This window comes from Pseudomonas sp. FYR_2 (genome assembly GCF_043106425.1).
In the GTDB taxonomy this organism is placed as follows: domain Bacteria; phylum Pseudomonadota; class Gammaproteobacteria; order Pseudomonadales; family Pseudomonadaceae; genus Aquipseudomonas; species Aquipseudomonas monteilii.
This window is the reverse complement of record NZ_JBICMM010000012.1, coordinates 583914-602825: the sequence shown is the minus strand read 5'-3', so window position 1 is coordinate 602825 and position 18912 is coordinate 583914. Positions and strand designations below refer to the sequence as shown.

Genomic DNA, 18912 nt, shown 5'->3' with positions numbered 1-18912 from the left:
CCCGCACAGGCTACACAAGGCCTAGAGATTTTCCTCTGCCTCCGAAGGCAAATCCTCATCCAGATGCAACCAAGGCAACCGGCTACCCACCCAGATATGCCGGTTGGCCCTGACCCGCTCCGGGTGATCCAGCGTCGCCACCGTCACATCGACCGTTTCCGGGCTATGGGTAGTCATCAGCGCCACATGCGCCCCGCACTGCCCACAGAAGTACCGGCTGCAACTGGCCGGCGCCACATAGCAGCTCGGCTCACCCGCCAACCACTGAAACCCGGAGCGGGGCAGGGTGAGCCAGGTCACTACCAACCCTCCGCTTACCCGCCGGCAAATCGAACAATGGCAGTGGGCGATGTCTGTCAGGTCACCCACCAGCCGGTAACGCAAGGCGCCACAATGGCAGCCCCCTTCGCTTACATACTGCATCACCTACCTCTCGTCGCCTTTGCTTCGGCGAAAGCTGGCTGAAAGCTTGCGCTCATAGGATAGCCCCCACTACCGGCACAAGACCGGTCAGCCAGGGCACCCGGTAATTGCCGAGCCCGGCCCAATCAACAACAACAATGGTGATTCTGATGTATTCCTGTGCCCGCCTTTCTGTAGCTCCCCTCCGCATGCTCCCTGCGCAGCGCCCGACGCGCTGATCCGCCCGAATCGACATTCCTTTCGCCGCGCCACGCCTGGAGTATTGCCATGCTGACCTTCCTCGGCTTTGCCATGGTCATCACCTTCATGTACCTGATCATGACCAAGCGCCTGTCGGCCTTGATCGCGCTGATTCTGGTACCGATCCTGTTCGCCGTGTTCGGCGGTTTCTCCGCCAAGATCGGCCCCATGATGCTCGAAGGCATCAGCAAGCTCGCGCCAACCGGTGTGATGCTGATGTTCGCCATCCTCTATTTCGCCTTGATGATCGACTCCGGCCTGTTCGACCCGGCCGTACGCAAGATCCTCAAACTGGTCAAGGGCGACCCGCTCAAAGTTTCTGTCGGTACCGCCGTGCTGGCCCTGGTGGTCTCGCTCGACGGTGATGGCGCCACCACCTACATGATCTGCTGCGCCGCCATGCTGCCGATGTACAGCCGCCTGGGTATGAGCCCGCGGATCATGGCCGGCCTGATCATCCTGGCCGGTGGGGTGATGAACATGACCCCGTGGGGTGGCCCGACCGCCCGCGCCGCCAGTGCCCTGCACGTAGACCCGTCGGACATTTTCGTACCGATGATCCCGGCCATGCTGTTCGGCGTGCTGGCAATTCTGGCCATCGCCTACATGTACGGTAAACGTGAACGTGCCCGCCTGGGTGAACTGCACCTGCCAACTGACGACATCGACCACAGCGAAATCACCGTTTCGCAGTACCCTGACGCGCGCCGGCCCAAGCTGCTGTACTTCAACGGTGCCCTGACTGCTGCCCTGATGGTCGCACTGATTGCCGGTGTGCTGCCGCTGCCCGTGCTGTTCATGATTGCCTTCAGCATCGCGATGATCGTCAACTACCCGTGCCTGCAGCAGCAAAAGGATCGCATCGCCGCCCACGCTGGCAGCGTGCTGGCCGTGACCGGGCTGATCTTCGCCGCCGGTATCTTTACTGGCATCCTGTCGGGTACCGGCATGGTGGATGCCATGTCCAAGAGCCTGCTGGCCGTCATCCCGGAAGCACTGGGCCCTTACCTGGCGGTGATCACCGCGATCGTGAGCATGCCGTTCACCTTCTTCATGTCCAACGACGCGTTCTACTATGGCGTGCTGCCGGTACTGGCCGAAGCCGCCAGCCACTACGGCATCACCCCGGTGGAAATGGCCCGTGCATCGATCGTCGGGCAACCGGTACACCTGCTTAGCCCCTTGGTGCCGTCGACCTACCTGCTGGTGGCCCTGGCCGGCATCGAGTTTGGCGATCATCAGCGCTTCACGCTCAAGTGGGCAGTGCTGGTATGCCTGTGCATAATGTTCGCCGCGCTGCTGATGGGCATTTTCCCGCTGTTCAGTAGTCTTTAATAAACACGTATTAGTCTGACGCGACGCGCCTCGACAGGGGCGCGTCGCCTTTATCGTTCGAAGGAAAACACATGGAATGGCTGACCAGCCCGGAAATCTGGGTTGCCTTTTTCACCCTTACCGCGCTTGAGATCGTCCTCGGTATCGACAACATCATCATGATCTCGATTCTGGTCAGCCGCATGCCCAAGCACATGCAGCCGCGCACCCGGATCTTCGGCCTGGCCCTGGCCATGGTCACCCGTATCATGCTGCTGCTATCGATTACCTGGGTCATGCGCCTTACCGCCGACCTGTTCGTGGTATTCGGCCAAGGCATCTCCGGACGTGACCTGATTCTGTTCTTCGGTGGCCTGTTCCTGCTGTGGAAAAGCTCGCAAGAGATCTACCACGGCCTGGAAGGCGAGGACGAAAACGCCGAGGAGCCGAAAGGTGCGGGCGGCAAATTCTTCTACACCATCATCCAGATCGCCATCATCGACATCGTGTTCTCGCTGGACTCGGTCATTACTGCGGTGGGTATGGTTTCCCACGTACCGGTGATGATTGCCGCCATCGTCGTTGCCGTGCTGGTGATGATGTTGTGCGCCGGCGCCATCAGCGATTTCATCGACAAGCACCCGTCGCTGAAGATGCTCGCGCTGTCATTCCTGATCGTGGTCGGTACCGTGCTGATCGCCGAAGCATTCGACGTGCATGTGCCAAAGGGCTACGTCTACTTCGCCATGGCCTTCTCGCTGGCGGTGGAGGCCATCAACATCCGCATGCGCACCGCCCTGGCCCGCAAGGAAGGCAAAGAGCATGACCCGGTGAAACTGCGCAAGGACATTCCGGGTCAATAAGACCAGGAAGCGCAAAACACAAAGGGCCCTTCGCAGGGCCCTTTTTCATGTCTGATCGGTTTCAAACACATGACAGCCATGCGAAGCTGGCGACAGCTGCGCAAAACAACTAAAGCTTTGAGTGAGCACCGAAAATTCTTCAAACGCTCACGTTTCTTTTCTTGGCCTACTGGGCCAGTGCAACAGGGGGCTTTCGCCATGCTGACCCTGCTCAACCTACTCTCGGCCGTGACGCTTCTGGTCTGGGGCACCCACATCGTACGTACCGGCATTCTGCGCGTGTTCGGCTCAAACCTGCGGCGCATCATCAGCCAGAACATGGACAAGCGCCCGCTGGCGTTCATTGCCGGCATACTGGTCACGGCCATGGTGCAGAGCAGTAACGCCACGGCCATGTTGGTCACGTCCTTCGTCGGCCAGGGCCTGATGGCCATGACCCCGGCCCTGGCGATCATGCTGGGTGCCGATGTGGGTACCGCGCTGATGGCCCGGGTACTCACTTTCGACCTGTCCTGGCTATCACCCTTGCTGATATTCCTGGGTGTGATCTTCTTCCTCTCGCGCAAGCAGACACGGGCTGGCCAGCTGGGCCGTGTCGGTATTGGGCTTGGCCTGATCATCCTGGCACTGGAGCTGATCGTGCAGGCAGCTGCGCCAATCACTCACGCCCAAGGCGTTAAAGTGCTGTTTGCTTCGCTGACCGGCGACATCATGCTCGACGCCCTGGTCGGCGCCATGTTCGCCATGATTTCCTATTCCAGCCTCGCCGCCGTGCTGCTTACCGCAACATTGGCCGGTGCCGAGGTCATCAGCCTGCCAGTGGCCATCGGCCTGGTGGTCGGTGCCAACATCGGTAGCGGGTTGCTGGCCTTTATCAGCACCAGCATGCAGAACGCTGCCGGGCGCCGCGTGGCGTTGGGCAGCTTGCTCTACAAGCTGATCGGCCTGCTGCTGATCATCCCTGTGCTGCACCCCTTGGTGGAGTGGATGGACTCGCTCAGCTTCAGCCCGCAAGAGCTGGTCATCGGCTTCCATCTGCTCTACAACACCCTGCGCTGCCTGCTCATGCTGCCCACGGTCAAACTGATGGGCCGGCTGTGCAACAGCCTGCTGCCCGAGCGGGAAAACGGCAACGGCCAGATCCGCCCGCGCCACCTCGACGCCTCGGCGCTGGAAACACCCAGCCTGGCGCTTGCCAACGCTGCCCGCGAAACCCTGCGCCTAGGCGATATCGTCGACAGCCTGCTTGAAGCCATGCTGGGTGCCCTGCGCGGCACCCAGACCGCCTTGCCACAGCAGGTTCGCGCCCTGGGTGAAGATGCCGAGGCCCTTTATAGCGCCATCAAGCTCTACCTTGCGCAGATGTCGCGCGAAGACCTCAGCGAGCAGGACAACCGTCGCTGGGCCGAGATCATCGAGCTGGCCATCAACCTCAAGCTCGCCTGCGACCTCATCGAGCGCATGTTGCGCAAGGTCCAGCAGCAGAAAACCAGCCAGCGCCGGGAGTTTTCCCAGGTGGGGCTGGAAGAACTGACCGGGCTGCAAGAGCAATTGTTAGCCAACCTGCGCCTTGGCCTGTCGGTATTCCTTAGCGCCGACCCGGAAAGCGCCCGTTTGCTACTCAAGGAAAAACGCCGTTTTCGCGCCCAGGAACGGCGCCTGGCGCATGCCCACGTCAGCCGCTTGCAGCGTAAGGTGGTGCAAAGCATCGAAACCAGTTCGCTACACTTGGAGCTGATCGCCGACATGAAGCGGTTGAACTCTTTGTTCTGCAGCAGTGCCTATGTGGTACTGGGCGGCTCCGACACCGGCGGGCTGATGCTCGACAGCGTGCCGGACGAAGCCCGTCTGCCGTGAATGCCTACCTGAGGACCGAAGCTCGCCCATGCGTTGCCTGATGTTCGTTTGCCTGCTGATCTGCAGCCTGCCCTCATTGGCCCTCGACCGCTCGCGGGTTGAGGGCTACCTGCTGCCCAACGGCCTGCAGGTCATTCTGAAAAACGGCTACGAACGCGACCATGTGGCGATTCGCCTGGTGGTCGGGGTGGGCCTGGACGACTTCAATTGCGAACAGAAAGAGCTGCCGCATCTGCTTGAGCACCTGCTGTTCAGCGGCATCGACGAAACCGGCGAGGGCGGCCTGGAAGAGCGCCTGCAATCGCTCGGCGGCGAGTGGAATGCCTACACCAGCAGCGCCGACACCACGTTTGTCATCGAAGCCCCCGCACGCAACCAGCGCAAAGTGCTCGACCTGCTGCTGGCGGTAATCCGCGACACCCGTATCGATGCCAAAGCCCTGGCCACCGCCAAGCGCATCATCGAGCGCGAGGATGGCGGCCACTATGGGCACCTGCAGCGCTGGCTCGACCGCCAGGATATCGGCCACCCTGCCAGTGACCAGCTGGCGACCGAGCTGGGCCTGAAATGCCCCGAGCGCTCCAATATCGACGACATGACCCTGGAGCAGGTACAAGCCTTGCGTGACCGCTGGTACGCCGCCAACAACATGACCCTGATCATGGTCGGCGGCCTCGATCGCTTGCTGCCAGCCTACCTGGAACGCACCTTTGGCGAACTGCCAGCCACCGAGCCGGAGGAACGCCGCAACCTGGAAAGCATCACCCATCAGGCCGAGCAGCGCCGCGACCTGACCCGGGGCTGGTTGGGCGATAGCGTCAAGCTGCATTGGCTGTTCATCGAGCCGGTGCTGGACAACGACCACCAGGCCACGCTCGACCTGCTGTCACGTTACATGGACTGGGCGCTGTACGACCAGCTACGCCTGCGCAACGGGCTGTCCTACGGGCCATCGGTGCAGCGTGAAAGCTTTGGCGATACCGGCCTGCTCAGCCTCAATGCCGACCTGGAACGCGATGACATCGACAAGGCGGTGAAGGTGATGCAGGCATTGTTCGAGCACCTGCGCAAGGAAGGCCTCGACCCGGACACCTTCGCCCGCGTCAAGGACGCCAGCGTTGCCAAGGAAAGCTGGAGCACCCAGGGCAACAGCGCCTTGGCCGACTACTACTGGGGGGCACTGAACGACTACACCGACGGGCGCTTTGCCAACCCGGTGCGCAAGTTGCGGCAGGTTAGCCTGGAGCAGGCCAATGAGGCGCTGAAGGCGTTGCTGAAGGAAGAGGGTTACTTGCGTATCGAGAAGCCATTGCTCGGCTATGACGAGCTGTACGGGCTGGCCGCCTTGCTGATGGGCCTGGTCCTGGCGGCGGGTCTGCTGCGTTGGCGACGGCATGGCCCTGAACGGCCCAGTGGTGCTACACGACAGCGGTGAATCGGCGGTATCCTTTTGCCAGTACCGGCCCTTTGGCGGGTAAACCCGCTCCCACAGGATCACCACAACCTCAAAACCTGTGGAGACTCTGTGGGAGCGGGTTTACCCGCGAAGAGGCCGGCACAGCCACCTAATCCTCTCCTGTTGCAGACCCAATGCCCCAAATCCCCCATATCGTCCAACGCATCATCGAACTGCTCAAACGCTACCCCGGCATCATCGCGCTCTGTGGTTTCCTCTCTGGTATCGGCAGTTTCATCCTGGTCGACCGCCAGGCCGGCCTGGCCAGCTGGGTAGCTGTGCTCATGCTGGTCAGCTGGGTCTGGCTGATGCTGGAGAACACCCTGACCGGCCTCTTCGCCCGCACCTTCAATCGCGAAATCCCGCAGCCGCTGCTGCGCTACGCGACGCAGATGATCCACCAGGAAACGCTGTTCTTCGTGCTGCCGTTCTTCTTCATCACCACCACCTGGAACAGCGGCCAGCTGGTGTTTACCGGTTTGCTCGGCGCCGCAGGCCTGATTTCGATCACCGACCCGCTGTACTACAAGTGGCTGGCGCCTCGGCGCTGGCTGTTCCTGGCGCTGCATACCCTGACATTGTTTGCCGCCCTGCTGACCGCGCTGCCGATCATCCTGCACCTGACCACCGCGCAAAGCTTCAAGCTGGCGCTGATCGCCGCCATGGCCCTGTCGTTCCCCAGCCTGGCCAGCAGCTTCCCGATCAACACCTGGCGGCGTGGCATCGCCCTGGTGCTGGTTACCCTGTCCGTGGGTGCCGGGGGCTGGCTGCTGCGTTCCTGGGTACCGCCGGCCACCCTGTGGATGACCGAAGTGGCGGTGAGCACCGAAGTGCTGAATCGCCAACCGGGCGACTCGCTGGACGAAATTGCTGCCAGCCGCATTCGCAACAGCGGCCTGTACGCCTACACCGCCATCAACGCACCACGCGGCCTGAACGAGCGGATTTACCACGTGTGGCAAAAAGATGGCAAAGAGGTCGACCGCATTGCCCTGGACATCCACGGCGGACGCAAGGAAGGCTACCGAGCCTGGACCCACAAGCAGAACTTCCCGCCAAACCCGGTGGGCAAATGGCAGGTGCGGGTGCTGACCGAGGATGGCCAGGTGATTGGCGTGCTGCGCTTCAAGGTGGTCGATGACGCACCGGCACAGTGATTGAAAGGGGGCCGCTTTGCGGCCTCCAAACCCAACAGACAGCACATAATCACCAAACAGCCCATGCCTGCTGCGCTATGATCAGCCCCTAAGCCTTAGCGCCGAGTCAATTGCATGGAGCCTATGACCCCCCCCAGCGCCACCCTGGACGCCAGCAGCCAACCGCCCTGCCTGCGCATAACCGGTGACTGGACCCTGGCGCACTACGCCAGCCTCAGGCGCGAGAGCGAGCAACTGCGCGCGCAATACCCTGCCGACACCGTCGCCGACCTCAGCCAGCTGGGCCGCCTGGACACTGCGGGCGCCTCGTTGCTGGCCGAACTGCTGGGTTCCGAGCGCCTGTCCCACTGCACCCAAGACCTGCCCGAAGCCAGCCGTGCGCTGCTCAAGAACGTTTACTGCTCGGTGCAGGACTACTGCATCCCGGTCAAGGAACCCGAGCGCAATGTGCTGATGTTGCTGCTGGAACGCATCGGCTGCGCCGTCGGCACGTTGTGGCAGGACAGCATGCAATTGCTGGGCTTTGTCGGCGTAATCCTCGAAACCTTGCTGCGTCGTGCCCTGCAACCACACCGCTGGCGCATTACCCCGGTTGTGGCCCACATCGAGCAGACCGGCCTGGACGCGGCTCCTATCGTCGCCTTGCTGACCTTCCTGGTGGGGGCGGTGGTGGCCTTTCTCGGCGCCACGGTGCTGGCCGACTTCGGTGCAACGGTCTTCACGGTCGACCTGGTGGCATTCTCGTTCCTGCGCGAGTTCGCCGTGCTGCTCACCGCCATCCTCATGGCCGGCCGCACCGCCAGCGCGTTCACCGCGCAGATCGGCTCGATGAAGGCCAACGAGGAAGTCGACGCCATCCGCACCCTGGGCCTGAACCCGATGGAACTGCTGGTGGTTCCAAGGGTACTTGCACTGCTGATCTCACTGCCACTGCTCACCTTCGTCGCGATGATTTGCGGCATTGTCGGTGGCGCAGTGGTATGCGCCCTGACGCTGGATATCTCACCGGCCATGTTCCTGTCACTGCTGCAAAGCGACATCGGCGTGCAGCACTTCCTGGTGGGCCTGGCCAAGGCGCCGTTCTTCGCCTTCCTTATTGCGGCCATCGGCTGCCTGGAAGGCTTCAAGGTCAGTGGCAGCGCCGAGTCGGTAGGCGCGCATACAACATCGGCAGTGGTGCAGTCGATTTTCGTGGTCATCGTGCTGGACGCGGTGGCTGCCCTGTTCTTCATGGAGATGGGCTGGTGAGTGGCCAGGAAACCGTTATCGAGGCGCGCGGCATCTGCAACCGCTTCGGCCGCCAGGGGGTGCATGAAAACCTCGACCTGGACCTGTACCGCGGCGAAATCCTCGCCGTGGTAGGCGGTTCGGGCAGTGGCAAGTCGGTGCTGCTGCGCAGCATCATTGGCCTGCGCCGGCCCAATGAAGGGCAGATCAAGGTGTTTGGCCAGGACCTCGCCGGCCTGCGTGAAGAGGAACGCTCTCTGGTCGAGCGGCGCTTTGGCGTGTTGTTCCAGAAGGGCGCGCTGTTCTCTTCGCTGACCGTTACCGAGAACGTGGCCTTGCCGCTGATCGAGCACGCCGGGCTGTCCCGCGCCGACGCCGAACACCTGGCCGGCGTGAAGCTGGCCCTGGCCGGGCTGCCGATATCCGCCGCCGACAAGTACCCGTCTTCGTTATCGGGGGGCATGATCAAACGTGCCGCGCTGGCCCGAGCCCTGGCACTGGACCCTGACATCCTGTTCCTCGATGAACCCACCGCAGGCCTGGACCCGATCGGCGCTGCCGCGTTCGACCAGCTGATCCTTACCCTGCGCGATGCCCTTGGCCTGTCGGTGTTCCTCATCACGCACGACCTCGACACCCTGTACACCATCACCGACCGCATCGCGGTGCTGTCACAAAAGAAGGTTTTGGTGGCCGGCCCGCTGGCTGAAGTCGAGCAGACCAACGACGCCTGGATTCAAGAATACTTTCATGGCCCCCGCGGGCGTGCAGCCGAGCAGGCCGCCACCCGTGCCGGGCAGGAGCGCTGAGCAATGGAAACCCGAGCCCATCACGTACTAATCGGCCTGGTCACCGTCCTGGTGGTAGCCGGCGCCATGTTGTTTGGCCTGTGGCTGACCAAGTCCAGTGTCGACGACGCGTTCAAGGACTACGAAGTGGTGTTCAACGAGGCCGTTTCCGGCCTGTCCCGTGGCAGCCCGGTGCAGTACAACGGCATCAAGGTGGGCGATGTGTCCACCTTGCGCCTGGACCCGAAAGACCCGCGCCGGGTACTGGCCCGCGTTCGCCTGAGCGGGGATACCCCGGTGAAGGAAGACACCCAGGCCAAGCTGACCCTGGCCGGCGTGACCGGCAACGCGTTCATCCAGCTCAGCGGCGGTACGCCACAGAGCCCCGAGCTGAAGGGCAAGGACGGCAAGCTGCCGGTCATCATCGCCTCGCCGTCGCCCATCTCGCGCCTGCTCAATGACAGCAGCGACCTGGTCACCAACATCAACATGCTGTTGCACAACGCCAACCAGATGTTCTCCGAAGACAATATCGGCCACCTCAGCAGCACCTTGGCCAACCTCGACAAGACCACCGGTGCCTTCGCCGGCCAGCACGGCAGCATCGCCGAGGCCATCGAGCAACTGGTGCAGGTGGGCAAGCAGGCTAGCGCCACCCTGGCCGAAACGCAGGCGCTGATGCGCAATGCCAACGGCCTGCTGGGCAGCGAAGGCAAACAGGCGATCGGCAGCGCCGAGCAGGCCATGCAGTCGCTGGCCGAAAGCACTGCCACCATCAACAATCTGCTGAAAAACAACAGCGAGGCTATCGGCGACGGCGCCCAGGGCCTGAACCAGCTCACCCCTGCCATTCGCGAACTGCGCGAAACCCTTAACGCACTCAAAGGTATTTCCCGGCAACTGGAGGCCGACCCCAGCGGCTACCTGCTCGGCCGCGACAACAACAAGGAGTTCCAGCCATGAAACCGTCGCTGCGCCTGCTGGCCCTGGCGGCCGCGCTGAGCCTGGCCAGTGCCTGCTCGATCCTGCCCAAGAGCGAACCCGTCGACCTCTATCGCTTGCCGGTTAACCAGCCCAGCCGCACGGCAGCGCCGCTGGACTGGTCATTGCGGCTGAACAAGCCGCTGGCCAGTGAGGTGCTGGCCGGCCCGCGCATTGCCGTGATTCCACAGGGCGATGTGGTCAGCAGCTACAAAGGTGCGCGCTGGAGCGATGCGGCCCCGGTGCTGCTGCGCAACCGCTTGCTCGATGGTTTCCAGCGTGATGGCCAGGTACAGCGCCTGAGCGCCGACGACAGCAACCTGCAGGCCGACTACGAGCTGGCTGGCGAGCTGCAGGCATTCCAGAGTGAGTACCGCCCGGGCGGCGCGGTGGAGGTGGTGATTCGCTATGACGCTCGGCTGGTTCAGGGCCGCAACCAGCGTATCCTCGCCAGCAAGCGTTTCGAGATCCGCCAGCCGCTGGCCGACAAACAGGTGTCAGCGGTGGTCGCCGGTTTCGGCCAGGCCAGCGACCAGCTGGTGGGGCAGATTGTGACCTGGACCGTCGACCAGGCCAGCCAGGCACAACGCAAGGTTCAGGCGAAGAACCAGTAGCAGACGAAGATCGCAGCGACCACGCCTGAGAACTCGGCCAGCAGTGCGCAACCGACCGCGTGGCGCACGCGCTGGATACCCACCGCGCCAAAGTACACGGCCAGCACGTAGAAGGTCGTTTCAGTACTGCCCTGGATGGTCGCCGCCACCAGGGCCGGGAAGCTGTCTACACCCTGCGTCTGCATGGTCTCGATCAGCATGGCCCGCGCTGCGCTGCCAGAGAACGGCTTGACCAGTGCTGTGGGCAGGCCCTCGACGAAGCGGGTGTCCAGGCCCAGCCAGTTCACCGCATGGCGGATACCGTCCAGGGCCAGCTCCAGGGCGCCTGAAGCACGCAGTACACCCACCGCCACCAGCATCGCCACCAGGTAGGGCAGCAGGTTCTTGGCCACATCGAAGCCTTCCTTGGCCCCTTCGACAAAGGCTTCATACACCTTCACCCGCTTCAGTGCGCCAATCACCAGGAACAGCATGATCACGCCAAACAGTGTGAGGTTGCCCAGGACCGACGACAGGCTGGCCAGCGCGGCGGCCGACAGGGTGCCGAGAAACGCCATGAAGCCTCCCAGCAGCAACGCGCCGGGAATGAAGTAGGCGAGCACCACCGGGTCCCACAGGCGCAGGCGCTGCATCACCGCCACCGACAGCAGGCCGACCAGGGTCGAGACACTGGTGGCCAGCAGGATGGGCAGGAACACCATGGTCGGGTCTGGCGCGCCTTGCTGGGCCCGGTACATGAAGATGGTCACCGGCAGCAGCGTCAGCGACGAGGCGTTGAGCACCAGAAACAGGATCTGCGCGTTGCTGGCTGTGGTGCTACTGGGGTTGAGCTCCTGCAGCGCGCGCATGGCCTTCAGGCCAATCGGCGTAGCGGCATTGTCCAGCCCCAGGCCGTTGGCCGCGAAGTTCATGGTGATCAGGCCCAGGGCAGGGTGGCCGGGCGGCACTTCCGGCATCAGGCGGGCGAACAGCGGGCCTAGCATTTTGGCCAGCCATTCGACGATACCGGCCTTTTCGGCGATCTTGAGAAAGCCCAGCCACAGGGTCAGTGTGCCGAACAGCAGCACCATCACCTCGACCGACAGCTTGGCCATGGCGAAGATGCTTTCGACCATTGCCGCGAAGATCCCGGCATTACCACCCACCAGCCATTGGGCCAGGGCGGACACTGCCGCCACCAGGAAAAAGCCAAGCCAAAGGCCGTTGAGCATCCGCGTATTCCCCCTGAAAAATGCCCGAATGATAGCGGAAGTTGCCTGGACCGGCCTCATTGCCGGCGATGAGGCCGGTGCAGGTGCCCGCGATCCTTACAGACAGCAAAAAGCCCCGACAAGTCGGGGCTCTTCGTCATACAGCTATCAGGCTTAGCGCTTGGCGGCTTCGCCAACCACTGCGGCTTCCTGCTTGTTGGCCATCAGCGAGGCGTAGTACTTCTCGCCCTTGGCGGCGTCGTACATGCCTTCCCAACGCGCGATGACCAGTGCTGCCAGGGCGTTGCCTACAACGTTCAGCGCGGTACGGGCCATGTCCATGATGCGGTCGACACCGGCGATGAAGGCCAGGCCTTCCAGCGGGATACCCACGCTGCCCAGGGTGGCCAGCAGCACCACGAACGATACGCCCGGCACACCAGCGATGCCTTTGGAGGTGACCATCAGGGTCAGCACCAGCAGCAGCTGCTGGCTCCACGACAGATCGATACCGTAGAGCTGGGCGATGAAGATGGCCGCGATGCTCTGGTACAGGGTCGAACCGTCGAGGTTGAAGGAGTAGCCGGTCGGTACCACGAACGAGCAGATCGACTTCGGCGCACCATACTTCTCCATCTTCTCGATCACGCGCGGCAGCACGGTTTCGGAGCTGGAGGTGGAGTAGGCCAGAATCAGCTCATCTTTCATGATGCGCATGATCTTGATCACCGAGAAGCCGAACACGCGGGCAACCAGGCCCAGCACCATGAAGGCGAAGAAGGCGATGGCGAAGTACACCAGCAGTACCAGCTTGGCCAGTGGCAGCAGCGAGCTGAAGCCGAAGTTGGCCACGGTCACGGCGATCAGGGCGAACACGCCGATCGGGGCGTAGTTCATGATCATGTGGGTGACCTTGAACATGGTTTCCGATACGGCCTGGAAGGTGCGTACCAGTGGGTCGCGCAGCTCGGCCTGCAGGCTCGACAGCCCCAGGCCGAACATGACCGAGAAGAAGATGATCGGCAGCATTTCGCCACGCATCAGCGCTGCGAAGATGTTCGACGGAATGAGGTTCAGCAGGGTCTCGATGAACGCGTGCTCATGCTGCACCTCGGCCGCAGTGGCCTGGTACTTGGAGATGTCCACGGTACCCAGGGTGCTCATGTCGATGCCGGCGCCCGGGTGGAACAGGTTGGCCAACACCAGGCCCACGACGATGGCGATGGTGGTCACCACTTCGAAGTAGATGATGGTCTTAAGGCCGATGCTGCCGAGTTTCTTCGCATCGCCAACCCCGGCGATACCCACGATCAACGACGAAATCACGATCGGGACGACGATCATCTTGATCAGGCGAATGAAGATGTCACCGGCGGGCTGGAGGACGTTGCTGATCCACCATGCCTTTTCTGCACTGAAATGATTCAGTAGCGCGCCGATTGCAACGCCCAGGACCAGACCGATGACGATCTGCCAGGCGAGGCTAAGTTTTGCCTTCTTCATGTCTTTACCCTTTGTTCTAGTGGTCATGGCACCCGACGAAAACACGCGTAACAGAGCCATTGGCAAGGCCTCTGGCTTCAAGCGCACTCGTCTGGCGACTTCATGTAAGGACACCGCAGGCGAGCGACAGGGCGCTCTGACCAGCGAAAAAGGCGGCAACTATTGCGATGGGAAAGGGGGAAATCTAATGCCGGAAGCGCATGCCCCATACCGATTATGCATAATATTTCATGCCAAAACAGAGGGTTCGCAAGTGCTTGATTTATAACGTTCGGAATCCCGAACAAGACCAAACCGCCATATTTCGGCAGATTTGACGGTACACAAAGGGCATGAAAGATGGCTTGTTCGACAATCCGAATGGCCGAAATGCCACTTGAAGAAGGACCCGCAAGGCCGAAAAAAATTTGATGTACGGTCGAGACAAAATGTGTCTCAGGGATGAAATCGCGCAAGGAAGAGGGCGATTCCTACATGGCTCCTCGGAAGTCAGGTCTGGAAAGGTATCCCTGTGACACCGCCGACCTGATACTTCCGATTCCGCCTTTCCTGACCCGGCCCATCGCTGGAGGCACTCCCTGTACCCCTAGGCCACTCCGATCCTGCAACAATCAGAACAGCCCGGCCCCTTGGTCATGTGCTGCCCCTCCTCGGGGCGGCGCATCATAGAAGGCTGAAATATAGAAAGGTTCAGCTTCTATTACGTGACAGTCGATGACCTTTCATCCTTACCGGCAATAAATGCTCAGTACCAGTTCGGGTCACGCTTTAGCTGCTCCTGCAGCATTGCCTTCATGCCGTCGTCAGGGTCGCCCAGCCAGCGATATTGCGCATGGCGTGTAGGCGACTTGTCGCTCGGCAAGCCTTCGGGTACCTCCACGAGCATCCCGTAGGCATCCTCCTTGTCCCAGCTGAACGCAACGATCAGCCGCTTGTACGTGCAGTTGTCCTGCGCCTCGCACAACGGGCCGACCAGGTACTTGTCTCCATCTTCGGTAGTGGCGGACATCTGGTGCTGGGCACTGCCGGTGAGATTAACCACCCAATCGGGCAGGCGTTCCTCGCCTTTGATCGTGTCCTGCCAGGTTTCCCGGTACTCCGGGTCCGAGCCGAGCAACTGGTCGACCCGGACCTGGCCGTCATTGGCCGCCATCGCCGCCGCACTGCCGCCCAACAATAGGGCGGCAGCCAGGGCTGTACAAAGCTTCCTGCCCATCTTCAACCTCGTCCACGTCCAAAGAAGAAGGAGGCTACGAACAACACTAGGAAGACAATGAACAGGATCTTCGCGATACCCGTTGCAGCGCCCGCGATACCACCGAAGCCCAGTACGGCAGCGACAATGGCGATGATGAGGAAAGTGATAGCCCAGCTCAGCATGGTGGTTCTCCTTTCTTTTTCAGAATCGGTGCGGCCGGCAGGTCAGAAGACCCAACGGTCCTGGGGTACGACATTTTCCAGGGTGGCCGGTGAGGCAGAGGCCTGGCCGGCCGGCAATGGGTCAGCTGCCTTGACCAGGGTATTGGCACGGGTTGCCTGAATCTGCGTCAACAGCGCAGTCTGCGCGGCCACTTGCTCAGCCAAGCGCGCGGTCTGCCAGCTGTAATAGAAGAGGCCAGCGGCCAAGGTCAGCAGCAGCGCCATGCCGACAGACAACATCTGGCGCAGGGGCAGGGCGACGTTCTGCGAGCGGTTGACGGATTGGCGGTTCATGCCGGCTCCTCCTGCTGTAATTGTTGTTCAAACCTGAACAGGTAATTGCAGCCTGCATGCCAGCCTTTTGATTTTAAAAAATACCTTTAAAATCAATAAGTTAGTAGTTACATAACCGTTCGACAGGGACGTATCCTGCACGATGCCGCCTGTATGGTCGTGCGAATTGCACGATCGGCCCTGGAAGTCAGCATCACGGGCGGAACAAAGCGAGAGGCCGTTTTTTGTAGGCAAAAACAAAAAACCTCCGCAACCAATGTGCCATCCCGTGCCTCTAAGCAAATCATCGGGTTAACGCAGCTTCCAGGCGTCAATTGGCCATTGGCTAGCATGCAGAGGACAGAATCCTTCAGAATCGACCATGCAACTTGCCCGATTTTTCCCACACTAAATGAAGATCTATCCCTAAGGAGCGTAGGAAATGGAATCAGCCCAGGACAACCAAGGCCGCATTCTGCTGGTGGATGACGAGTCCGCGATCCTGCGCACCTTCCGCTACTGCCTGGAAGACGAAGGCTACAGCGTGGCCACAGCCAACAGCGCCGCCCAGGCCGAAACGCTGTTGCAGCGCCAGGTGTTCGACCTTTGCTTCCTGGATTTGCGCCTGGGCGAGGACAACGGCCTGGACGTACTGGCGCAGATGCGCATTCAGGCACCCTGGATGCGCGTGGTGATCGTGACCGCGCATTCGGCAATCGATACAGCGGTGGATGCCATCCAGGCCGGCGCCGCCGACTACCTGGTCAAGCCATGCAGCCCCGATCAGTTGCGCCTGGCCACCGCCAAGCAGCTGGAAGTGCGCCAGCTTTCAGCACGCCTGGAGGCCCTGGAAGGCGAAATGCGCAAACCCAAGGACGGCCTGGACTCGCACAGCCCGGCCATGATGGCGGTGCTGGAAACTGCCCGCCAGGTCGCCACCACCGATGCCAACATCCTCATTCTTGGCGAGTCCGGTACGGGTAAAGGCGAGTTGGCCCGGGCCATCCATGGCTGGAGCAAACGTGCCCGCAAAGCCTGCGTGACCATCAACTGCCCGTCGCTGAACGCCGAGCTGATGGAAAGCGAACTGTTCGGCCACACCCGCGGCGCCTTTACCGGTGCCAGCGAAAGCACGTTGGGGCGGGTCAGCCAGGCTGATGGGGGTACGTTGTTCCTCGACGAGATCGGCGACTTCCCGCTGACCCTGCAACCCAAGTTGCTGCGGTTCATTCAGGACAAGGAATACGAGCGCGTGGGCGACCCCGTGACACGGCGTGCAGATGTGCGCATCCTGGCCGCCACCAACCTAAACCTCGAAGAAATGGTGCGCGAAAGCCGCTTCCGCGAAGACCTGCTATACCGCCTGAACGTCATCACTCTGCACCTGCCGCCCCTGCGCGAGCGCAGTGAAGACATCCTGACCCTGGCCGACCGTTTCCTTGCCCGCTTCGTCAAGGAATACTCCCGCCCCGCCCGGGGCTTCAGCGACGAAGCGCGCACCGCCCTGCTCAACTACCGCTGGCCCGGCAACATTCGTGAACTGCGTAACGTAGTAGAGCGGGCCAGTATCATCTGCCCGCAGGAGCGCGTGGAAATCAGCCACCTCGGGATGGGCGAACAGCCGGCTGGCAACGCCCCGCGCGTGGGTGCCGCGCTAAGCCTGGACGAGCTGGAGCGCGCCCACATCGGCGCGGTGCTGGCTGCCAGCGACACCCTCGACCAGGCCGCCAAAACCTTGGGCATCGACGCCTCCACCCTGTACCGCAAGCGCAAGCAGTACAACCTATGAAGGGGCCGCCCATGAAGCTGCGCACGCGGCTTTTCTTGAGTATCTCGGCACTGGTCACGGTGGCCTTGCTCGGGCTGCTGCTGGGCCTGGTCAGCGTGCTGCAGATGGCAACCGTGCAACAGCAGCTGGTGCGTGACACCACCCACGCCCTAGAAGTGGGGCTGAAGTTGCGGCAGAACCTTGGCGAACAGTTGACCCTGATCCTTGATGAAGACACGGCCCCGGAAAACCTGCGGCTGCTGCAAGAAAATTTCCAGGCCTTGCTGAACCAGGGCCTGGAACAAGGCGGAGAGCGCACTGGCTTCAGCAAGGCGGGCAGTAACTACCAGGCGTTCCTGCAAGCCTACCGTGACAGCCCCGCGCCCGCGCGTAGCATGGGTGTCGACCAACCCTTGGGGGCCGCCTTCAACCAGGTGCGTACCGACCTGATCGATTCCCACAAGCAGACGCTGGACCTCATCACCCGCAGCGAGGAATACAGCCGTGACCGCGCCCTGCTGGTCAGCGGCGTGCTTGGCCTGACGGGCCTGGTGGTGCTGGTGCTGGGCTTCATTACTGCACACAACATCGCCCGACGTTTTGGCCAACCGATCGAAGCCTTGGCCAAAGCAGCCGACCAGCTGGGCAAGGGCAACTTTGACGTCACCCTGCCAGTCACCCAGGCCACCGAGCTGAACCAGCTGACCCGCCGCTTTGGCCTCATGGCCGATGCCTTGCGCAAGCACCAGGCCACCAACGTCGACGAATTGCTGGCCGGGCAGCAGCGCCTGCAGGCCGTGCTCGACAGCATCGACGATGGCCTGCTGATCATCGACCGCCAAGGTCGCCTGGAACACCTCAACCCGGTAGCGCAGCGCCAGCTCGGCTGGAATGATAGCCGCGTGGGCAGCAGCCTGGCCGAAGCCCTGCGGCGGCCGGAGCTGGAGCAGCAGCTGCGTCAGGTGCTGCGCGGTGGCAGTTTGGACCGCCCGCCGGAAGACCTGACCATGGAGGTGGATGAAGAAACGCGCCTGCTGACTTACAGCCTGACCCCGGTGAGCCATCCGCAAGGGCCGATCCTTGGCGCGGTGATGGTGCTGCACGATGTGACCGAGCAACGGGCCTTCGAACGCGTGCGCAGTGAGTTCGTGCTACGCGCGTCCCACGAACTGCGCACCCCGGTAACCGGCATGCACATGGCCTTCGGGCTGTTGCGCGAGCGGGTCAAGTTTCCGCCTGAGGCACGCGAGAATGACTTGCTGGACACCATCGGCGAAGAAATGCAGCGGCTTACCCAGCTGATCAACGACCTGCTCAACTTCTCTCGTTACCAGAGCGGGCTGCAGAAACTCGACCTGGCCCCCTGTGCCATCGACGAATTGCTGGAGCGCGCACAACTGCGTTTTGCCGAACAGGCAGCAAACAAGCAGGTTGAACTGATTAAGGCACTCGAACCACCGCTCCCACGTATTCAGGCCGACGTTGCGCAACTTGATCGGGTGCTGGACAACCTGCTGCACAACGCCATCCGCCATACCGCCAACGGCGGGCGTATCCGCCTGCATGCGCGGCGGCATGCGGAGCGGGTGATCATCAGCGTCGAAGACACAGGCGAAGGGATTGCCTATGGGCAGCAGGGTCGCATTTTCGAACCGTTTGTGCAGGTAGGGCGCAAGAAGGGCGGTGCAGGGCTAGGATTGGCGCTGTGCAAGGAAATCGTGCAACTGCATGGTGGGCGCATGGGGGTGTTTTCCCGGCCGGGGCAGGGGACACAGTTCTACATGGCGCTGCCAGTTTGAGTATCGCCTGTACAGGCCTCATCGCCGGCGATGTGGCCGG

17 protein-coding genes are annotated in these 18912 nt (G+C 61.9%); 11 read left to right on the top strand and 6 right to left on the bottom strand.

Annotated elements, in window-relative coordinates; all coding sequences use genetic code 11:
- Positions 1 to 21: 21 nt before the first annotated feature.
- Positions 22 to 423 carry a GFA family protein gene (locus ACF8R4_RS04715; protein WP_164524011.1) on the bottom strand — a complete coding sequence of 134 codons (402 nt, stop codon included), beginning with the start codon at positions 421 to 423 and terminating at the stop codon, positions 22 to 24.
- Positions 424 to 690: 267 nt separating this feature from the next.
- On the opposite strand from ACF8R4_RS04715, the gene ACF8R4_RS04710 reads away from it, so the two are divergent.
- The 9 genes from ACF8R4_RS04710 to ACF8R4_RS04670 all read left to right on the top strand — a co-directional run bounded on the left by ACF8R4_RS04710 (position 691) and on the right by ACF8R4_RS04670 (position 10920).
- Positions 691 to 1998, top strand: a complete 1308-nt coding sequence (locus tag ACF8R4_RS04710; RefSeq protein WP_164524010.1) for a CitMHS family transporter — start codon at positions 691 to 693, stop codon at positions 1996 to 1998.
- A 71-nt stretch (positions 1999 to 2069) separates the two neighbouring features.
- Positions 2070 to 2840 carry a TerC family protein gene (locus tag ACF8R4_RS04705; RefSeq protein ID WP_060499805.1) on the top strand — a complete coding sequence of 257 codons (771 nt, stop codon included), beginning with the start codon at positions 2070 to 2072 and terminating at the stop codon, positions 2838 to 2840.
- Between the two features lie 198 nt (positions 2841 to 3038).
- Positions 3039 to 4697: a Na/Pi cotransporter family protein gene (locus tag ACF8R4_RS04700; protein ID WP_060499806.1), complete on the top strand. Its 1659-nt coding sequence runs from the start codon at positions 3039 to 3041 to the stop codon at positions 4695 to 4697.
- Between the two features lie 28 nt (positions 4698 to 4725).
- Positions 4726 to 6132 (top strand): M16 family metallopeptidase, encoded by a 1407-nt coding sequence (locus ACF8R4_RS04695; protein WP_392491766.1) that lies wholly within the window; start codon positions 4726 to 4728, stop codon positions 6130 to 6132.
- 155 nt (positions 6133 to 6287) lie between these two features.
- Complete coding sequence (locus ACF8R4_RS04690; protein WP_104833646.1) at positions 6288 to 7310, top strand: DUF5924 family protein; 1023 nt, start codon at positions 6288 to 6290, stop codon at positions 7308 to 7310.
- A 114-nt stretch (positions 7311 to 7424) separates the two neighbouring features.
- Positions 7425 to 8558, top strand: a complete 1134-nt coding sequence (locus tag ACF8R4_RS04685; RefSeq protein ID WP_392491764.1) for an ABC transporter permease — start codon at positions 7425 to 7427, stop codon at positions 8556 to 8558.
- Positions 8555 to 9346 carry an ABC transporter ATP-binding protein gene (locus tag ACF8R4_RS04680; RefSeq protein WP_060499810.1) on the top strand — a complete coding sequence of 264 codons (792 nt, stop codon included), beginning with the start codon at positions 8555 to 8557 and terminating at the stop codon, positions 9344 to 9346. Before ACF8R4_RS04685 ends, ACF8R4_RS04680 begins: the two co-directional genes overlap by 4 nt.
- Before the next feature lie 3 nt (positions 9347 to 9349).
- The gene (locus ACF8R4_RS04675; protein ID WP_060499811.1) at positions 9350 to 10288 is read left to right on the top strand and encodes an MlaD family protein; all 939 of its coding nucleotides are present in this window, start codon (positions 9350 to 9352) and stop codon (positions 10286 to 10288) included.
- The gene (locus ACF8R4_RS04670) at positions 10285 to 10920 is read left to right on the top strand and encodes an ABC-type transport auxiliary lipoprotein family protein (RefSeq protein ID WP_060499812.1); all 636 of its coding nucleotides are present in this window, start codon (positions 10285 to 10287) and stop codon (positions 10918 to 10920) included. The genes ACF8R4_RS04675 and ACF8R4_RS04670 overlap by 4 nt, the downstream gene beginning before the upstream one ends.
- On the opposite strand, the gene ACF8R4_RS04665 is transcribed toward ACF8R4_RS04670, so the two are convergent.
- From ACF8R4_RS04665 to ACF8R4_RS04645, 5 genes are all read right to left on the bottom strand, one after another.
- Entirely contained in the window at positions 10902 to 12131 is a 1230-nt protein-coding gene (locus tag ACF8R4_RS04665; protein ID WP_060499813.1) for a nucleoside recognition domain-containing protein, read from the bottom strand. The genes ACF8R4_RS04670 and ACF8R4_RS04665 overlap by 19 nt on opposite strands.
- A gap of 153 nt (positions 12132 to 12284) precedes the next feature.
- Positions 12285 to 13613, bottom strand: coding sequence for a glutamate/aspartate:proton symporter GltP (gene gltP, locus ACF8R4_RS04660; RefSeq protein WP_060499814.1), 1329 nt, complete (start codon positions 13611 to 13613; stop codon positions 12285 to 12287).
- Between the two features lie 745 nt (positions 13614 to 14358).
- Positions 14359 to 14829, bottom strand: a complete 471-nt coding sequence (locus ACF8R4_RS04655; protein WP_060499815.1) for an inhibitor of vertebrate lysozyme family protein — start codon at positions 14827 to 14829, stop codon at positions 14359 to 14361.
- Positions 14830 to 14831: 2 nt separating this feature from the next.
- Positions 14832 to 14993 carry a DUF1328 domain-containing protein gene (locus tag ACF8R4_RS04650; RefSeq protein ID WP_003252966.1) on the bottom strand — a complete coding sequence of 54 codons (162 nt, stop codon included), beginning with the start codon at positions 14991 to 14993 and terminating at the stop codon, positions 14832 to 14834.
- A gap of 42 nt (positions 14994 to 15035) precedes the next feature.
- Positions 15036 to 15326 (bottom strand): hypothetical protein, encoded by a 291-nt coding sequence (locus ACF8R4_RS04645; protein WP_060499816.1) that lies wholly within the window; start codon positions 15324 to 15326, stop codon positions 15036 to 15038.
- 421 nt (positions 15327 to 15747) lie between these two features.
- On the opposite strand from ACF8R4_RS04645, the gene algB reads away from it, so the two are divergent.
- Both algB and ACF8R4_RS04635 read left to right on the top strand, forming a co-directional pair.
- On the top strand, positions 15748 to 17094 hold the full coding sequence (gene algB, locus ACF8R4_RS04640) for a sigma-54-dependent response regulator transcription factor AlgB (RefSeq protein ID WP_060499817.1): 1347 nt from the start codon (positions 15748 to 15750) through the stop codon (positions 17092 to 17094).
- Entirely contained in the window at positions 17091 to 18872 is a 1782-nt protein-coding gene (locus tag ACF8R4_RS04635) for a KinB sensor domain-containing domain (RefSeq protein WP_104833647.1), read from the top strand. Before algB ends, ACF8R4_RS04635 begins: the two co-directional genes overlap by 4 nt.
- Positions 18873 to 18912: the final 40 nt, after the last annotated feature.

Bases quoted from the DNA above. Each gene is read 5' to 3' on its own strand.
- ACF8R4_RS04715 (WP_164524011.1), bottom strand. From the start codon at position 423: ATGCAGTATGTAAGCGAAGGGGGCTGCCATTGTGGCGCCTTGCGTTAC.
- ACF8R4_RS04710 (WP_164524010.1), top strand. From the start codon at position 691: ATGCTGACCTTCCTCGGCTTTGCCATGGTCATCACCTTCATGTACCTG.
- ACF8R4_RS04705 (WP_060499805.1), top strand. From the start codon at position 2,070: ATGGAATGGCTGACCAGCCCGGAAATCTGGGTTGCCTTTTTCACCCTT.
- ACF8R4_RS04700 (WP_060499806.1), top strand. From the start codon at position 3,039: ATGCTGACCCTGCTCAACCTACTCTCGGCCGTGACGCTTCTGGTCTGG.
- ACF8R4_RS04695 (WP_392491766.1), top strand. From the start codon at position 4,726: ATGCGTTGCCTGATGTTCGTTTGCCTGCTGATCTGCAGCCTGCCCTCA.
- ACF8R4_RS04690 (WP_104833646.1), top strand. From the start codon at position 6,288: ATGCCCCAAATCCCCCATATCGTCCAACGCATCATCGAACTGCTCAAA.
- ACF8R4_RS04685 (WP_392491764.1), top strand. From the start codon at position 7,425: ATGGAGCCTATGACCCCCCCCAGCGCCACCCTGGACGCCAGCAGCCAA.
- ACF8R4_RS04675 (WP_060499811.1), top strand. From the start codon at position 9,350: ATGGAAACCCGAGCCCATCACGTACTAATCGGCCTGGTCACCGTCCTG.
- ACF8R4_RS04670 (WP_060499812.1), top strand. From the start codon at position 10,285: ATGAAACCGTCGCTGCGCCTGCTGGCCCTGGCGGCCGCGCTGAGCCTG.
- ACF8R4_RS04665 (WP_060499813.1), bottom strand. From the start codon at position 12,131: ATGCTCAACGGCCTTTGGCTTGGCTTTTTCCTGGTGGCGGCAGTGTCC.
- gltP (WP_060499814.1), bottom strand. From the start codon at position 13,613: ATGAAGAAGGCAAAACTTAGCCTCGCCTGGCAGATCGTCATCGGTCTG.
- ACF8R4_RS04655 (WP_060499815.1), bottom strand. From the start codon at position 14,829: ATGGGCAGGAAGCTTTGTACAGCCCTGGCTGCCGCCCTATTGTTGGGC.
- ACF8R4_RS04650 (WP_003252966.1), bottom strand. From the start codon at position 14,993: ATGCTGAGCTGGGCTATCACTTTCCTCATCATCGCCATTGTCGCTGCC.
- ACF8R4_RS04645 (WP_060499816.1), bottom strand. From the start codon at position 15,326: ATGAACCGCCAATCCGTCAACCGCTCGCAGAACGTCGCCCTGCCCCTG.
- algB (WP_060499817.1), top strand. From the start codon at position 15,748: ATGGAATCAGCCCAGGACAACCAAGGCCGCATTCTGCTGGTGGATGAC.
- ACF8R4_RS04635 (WP_104833647.1), top strand. From the start codon at position 17,091: ATGAAGGGGCCGCCCATGAAGCTGCGCACGCGGCTTTTCTTGAGTATC.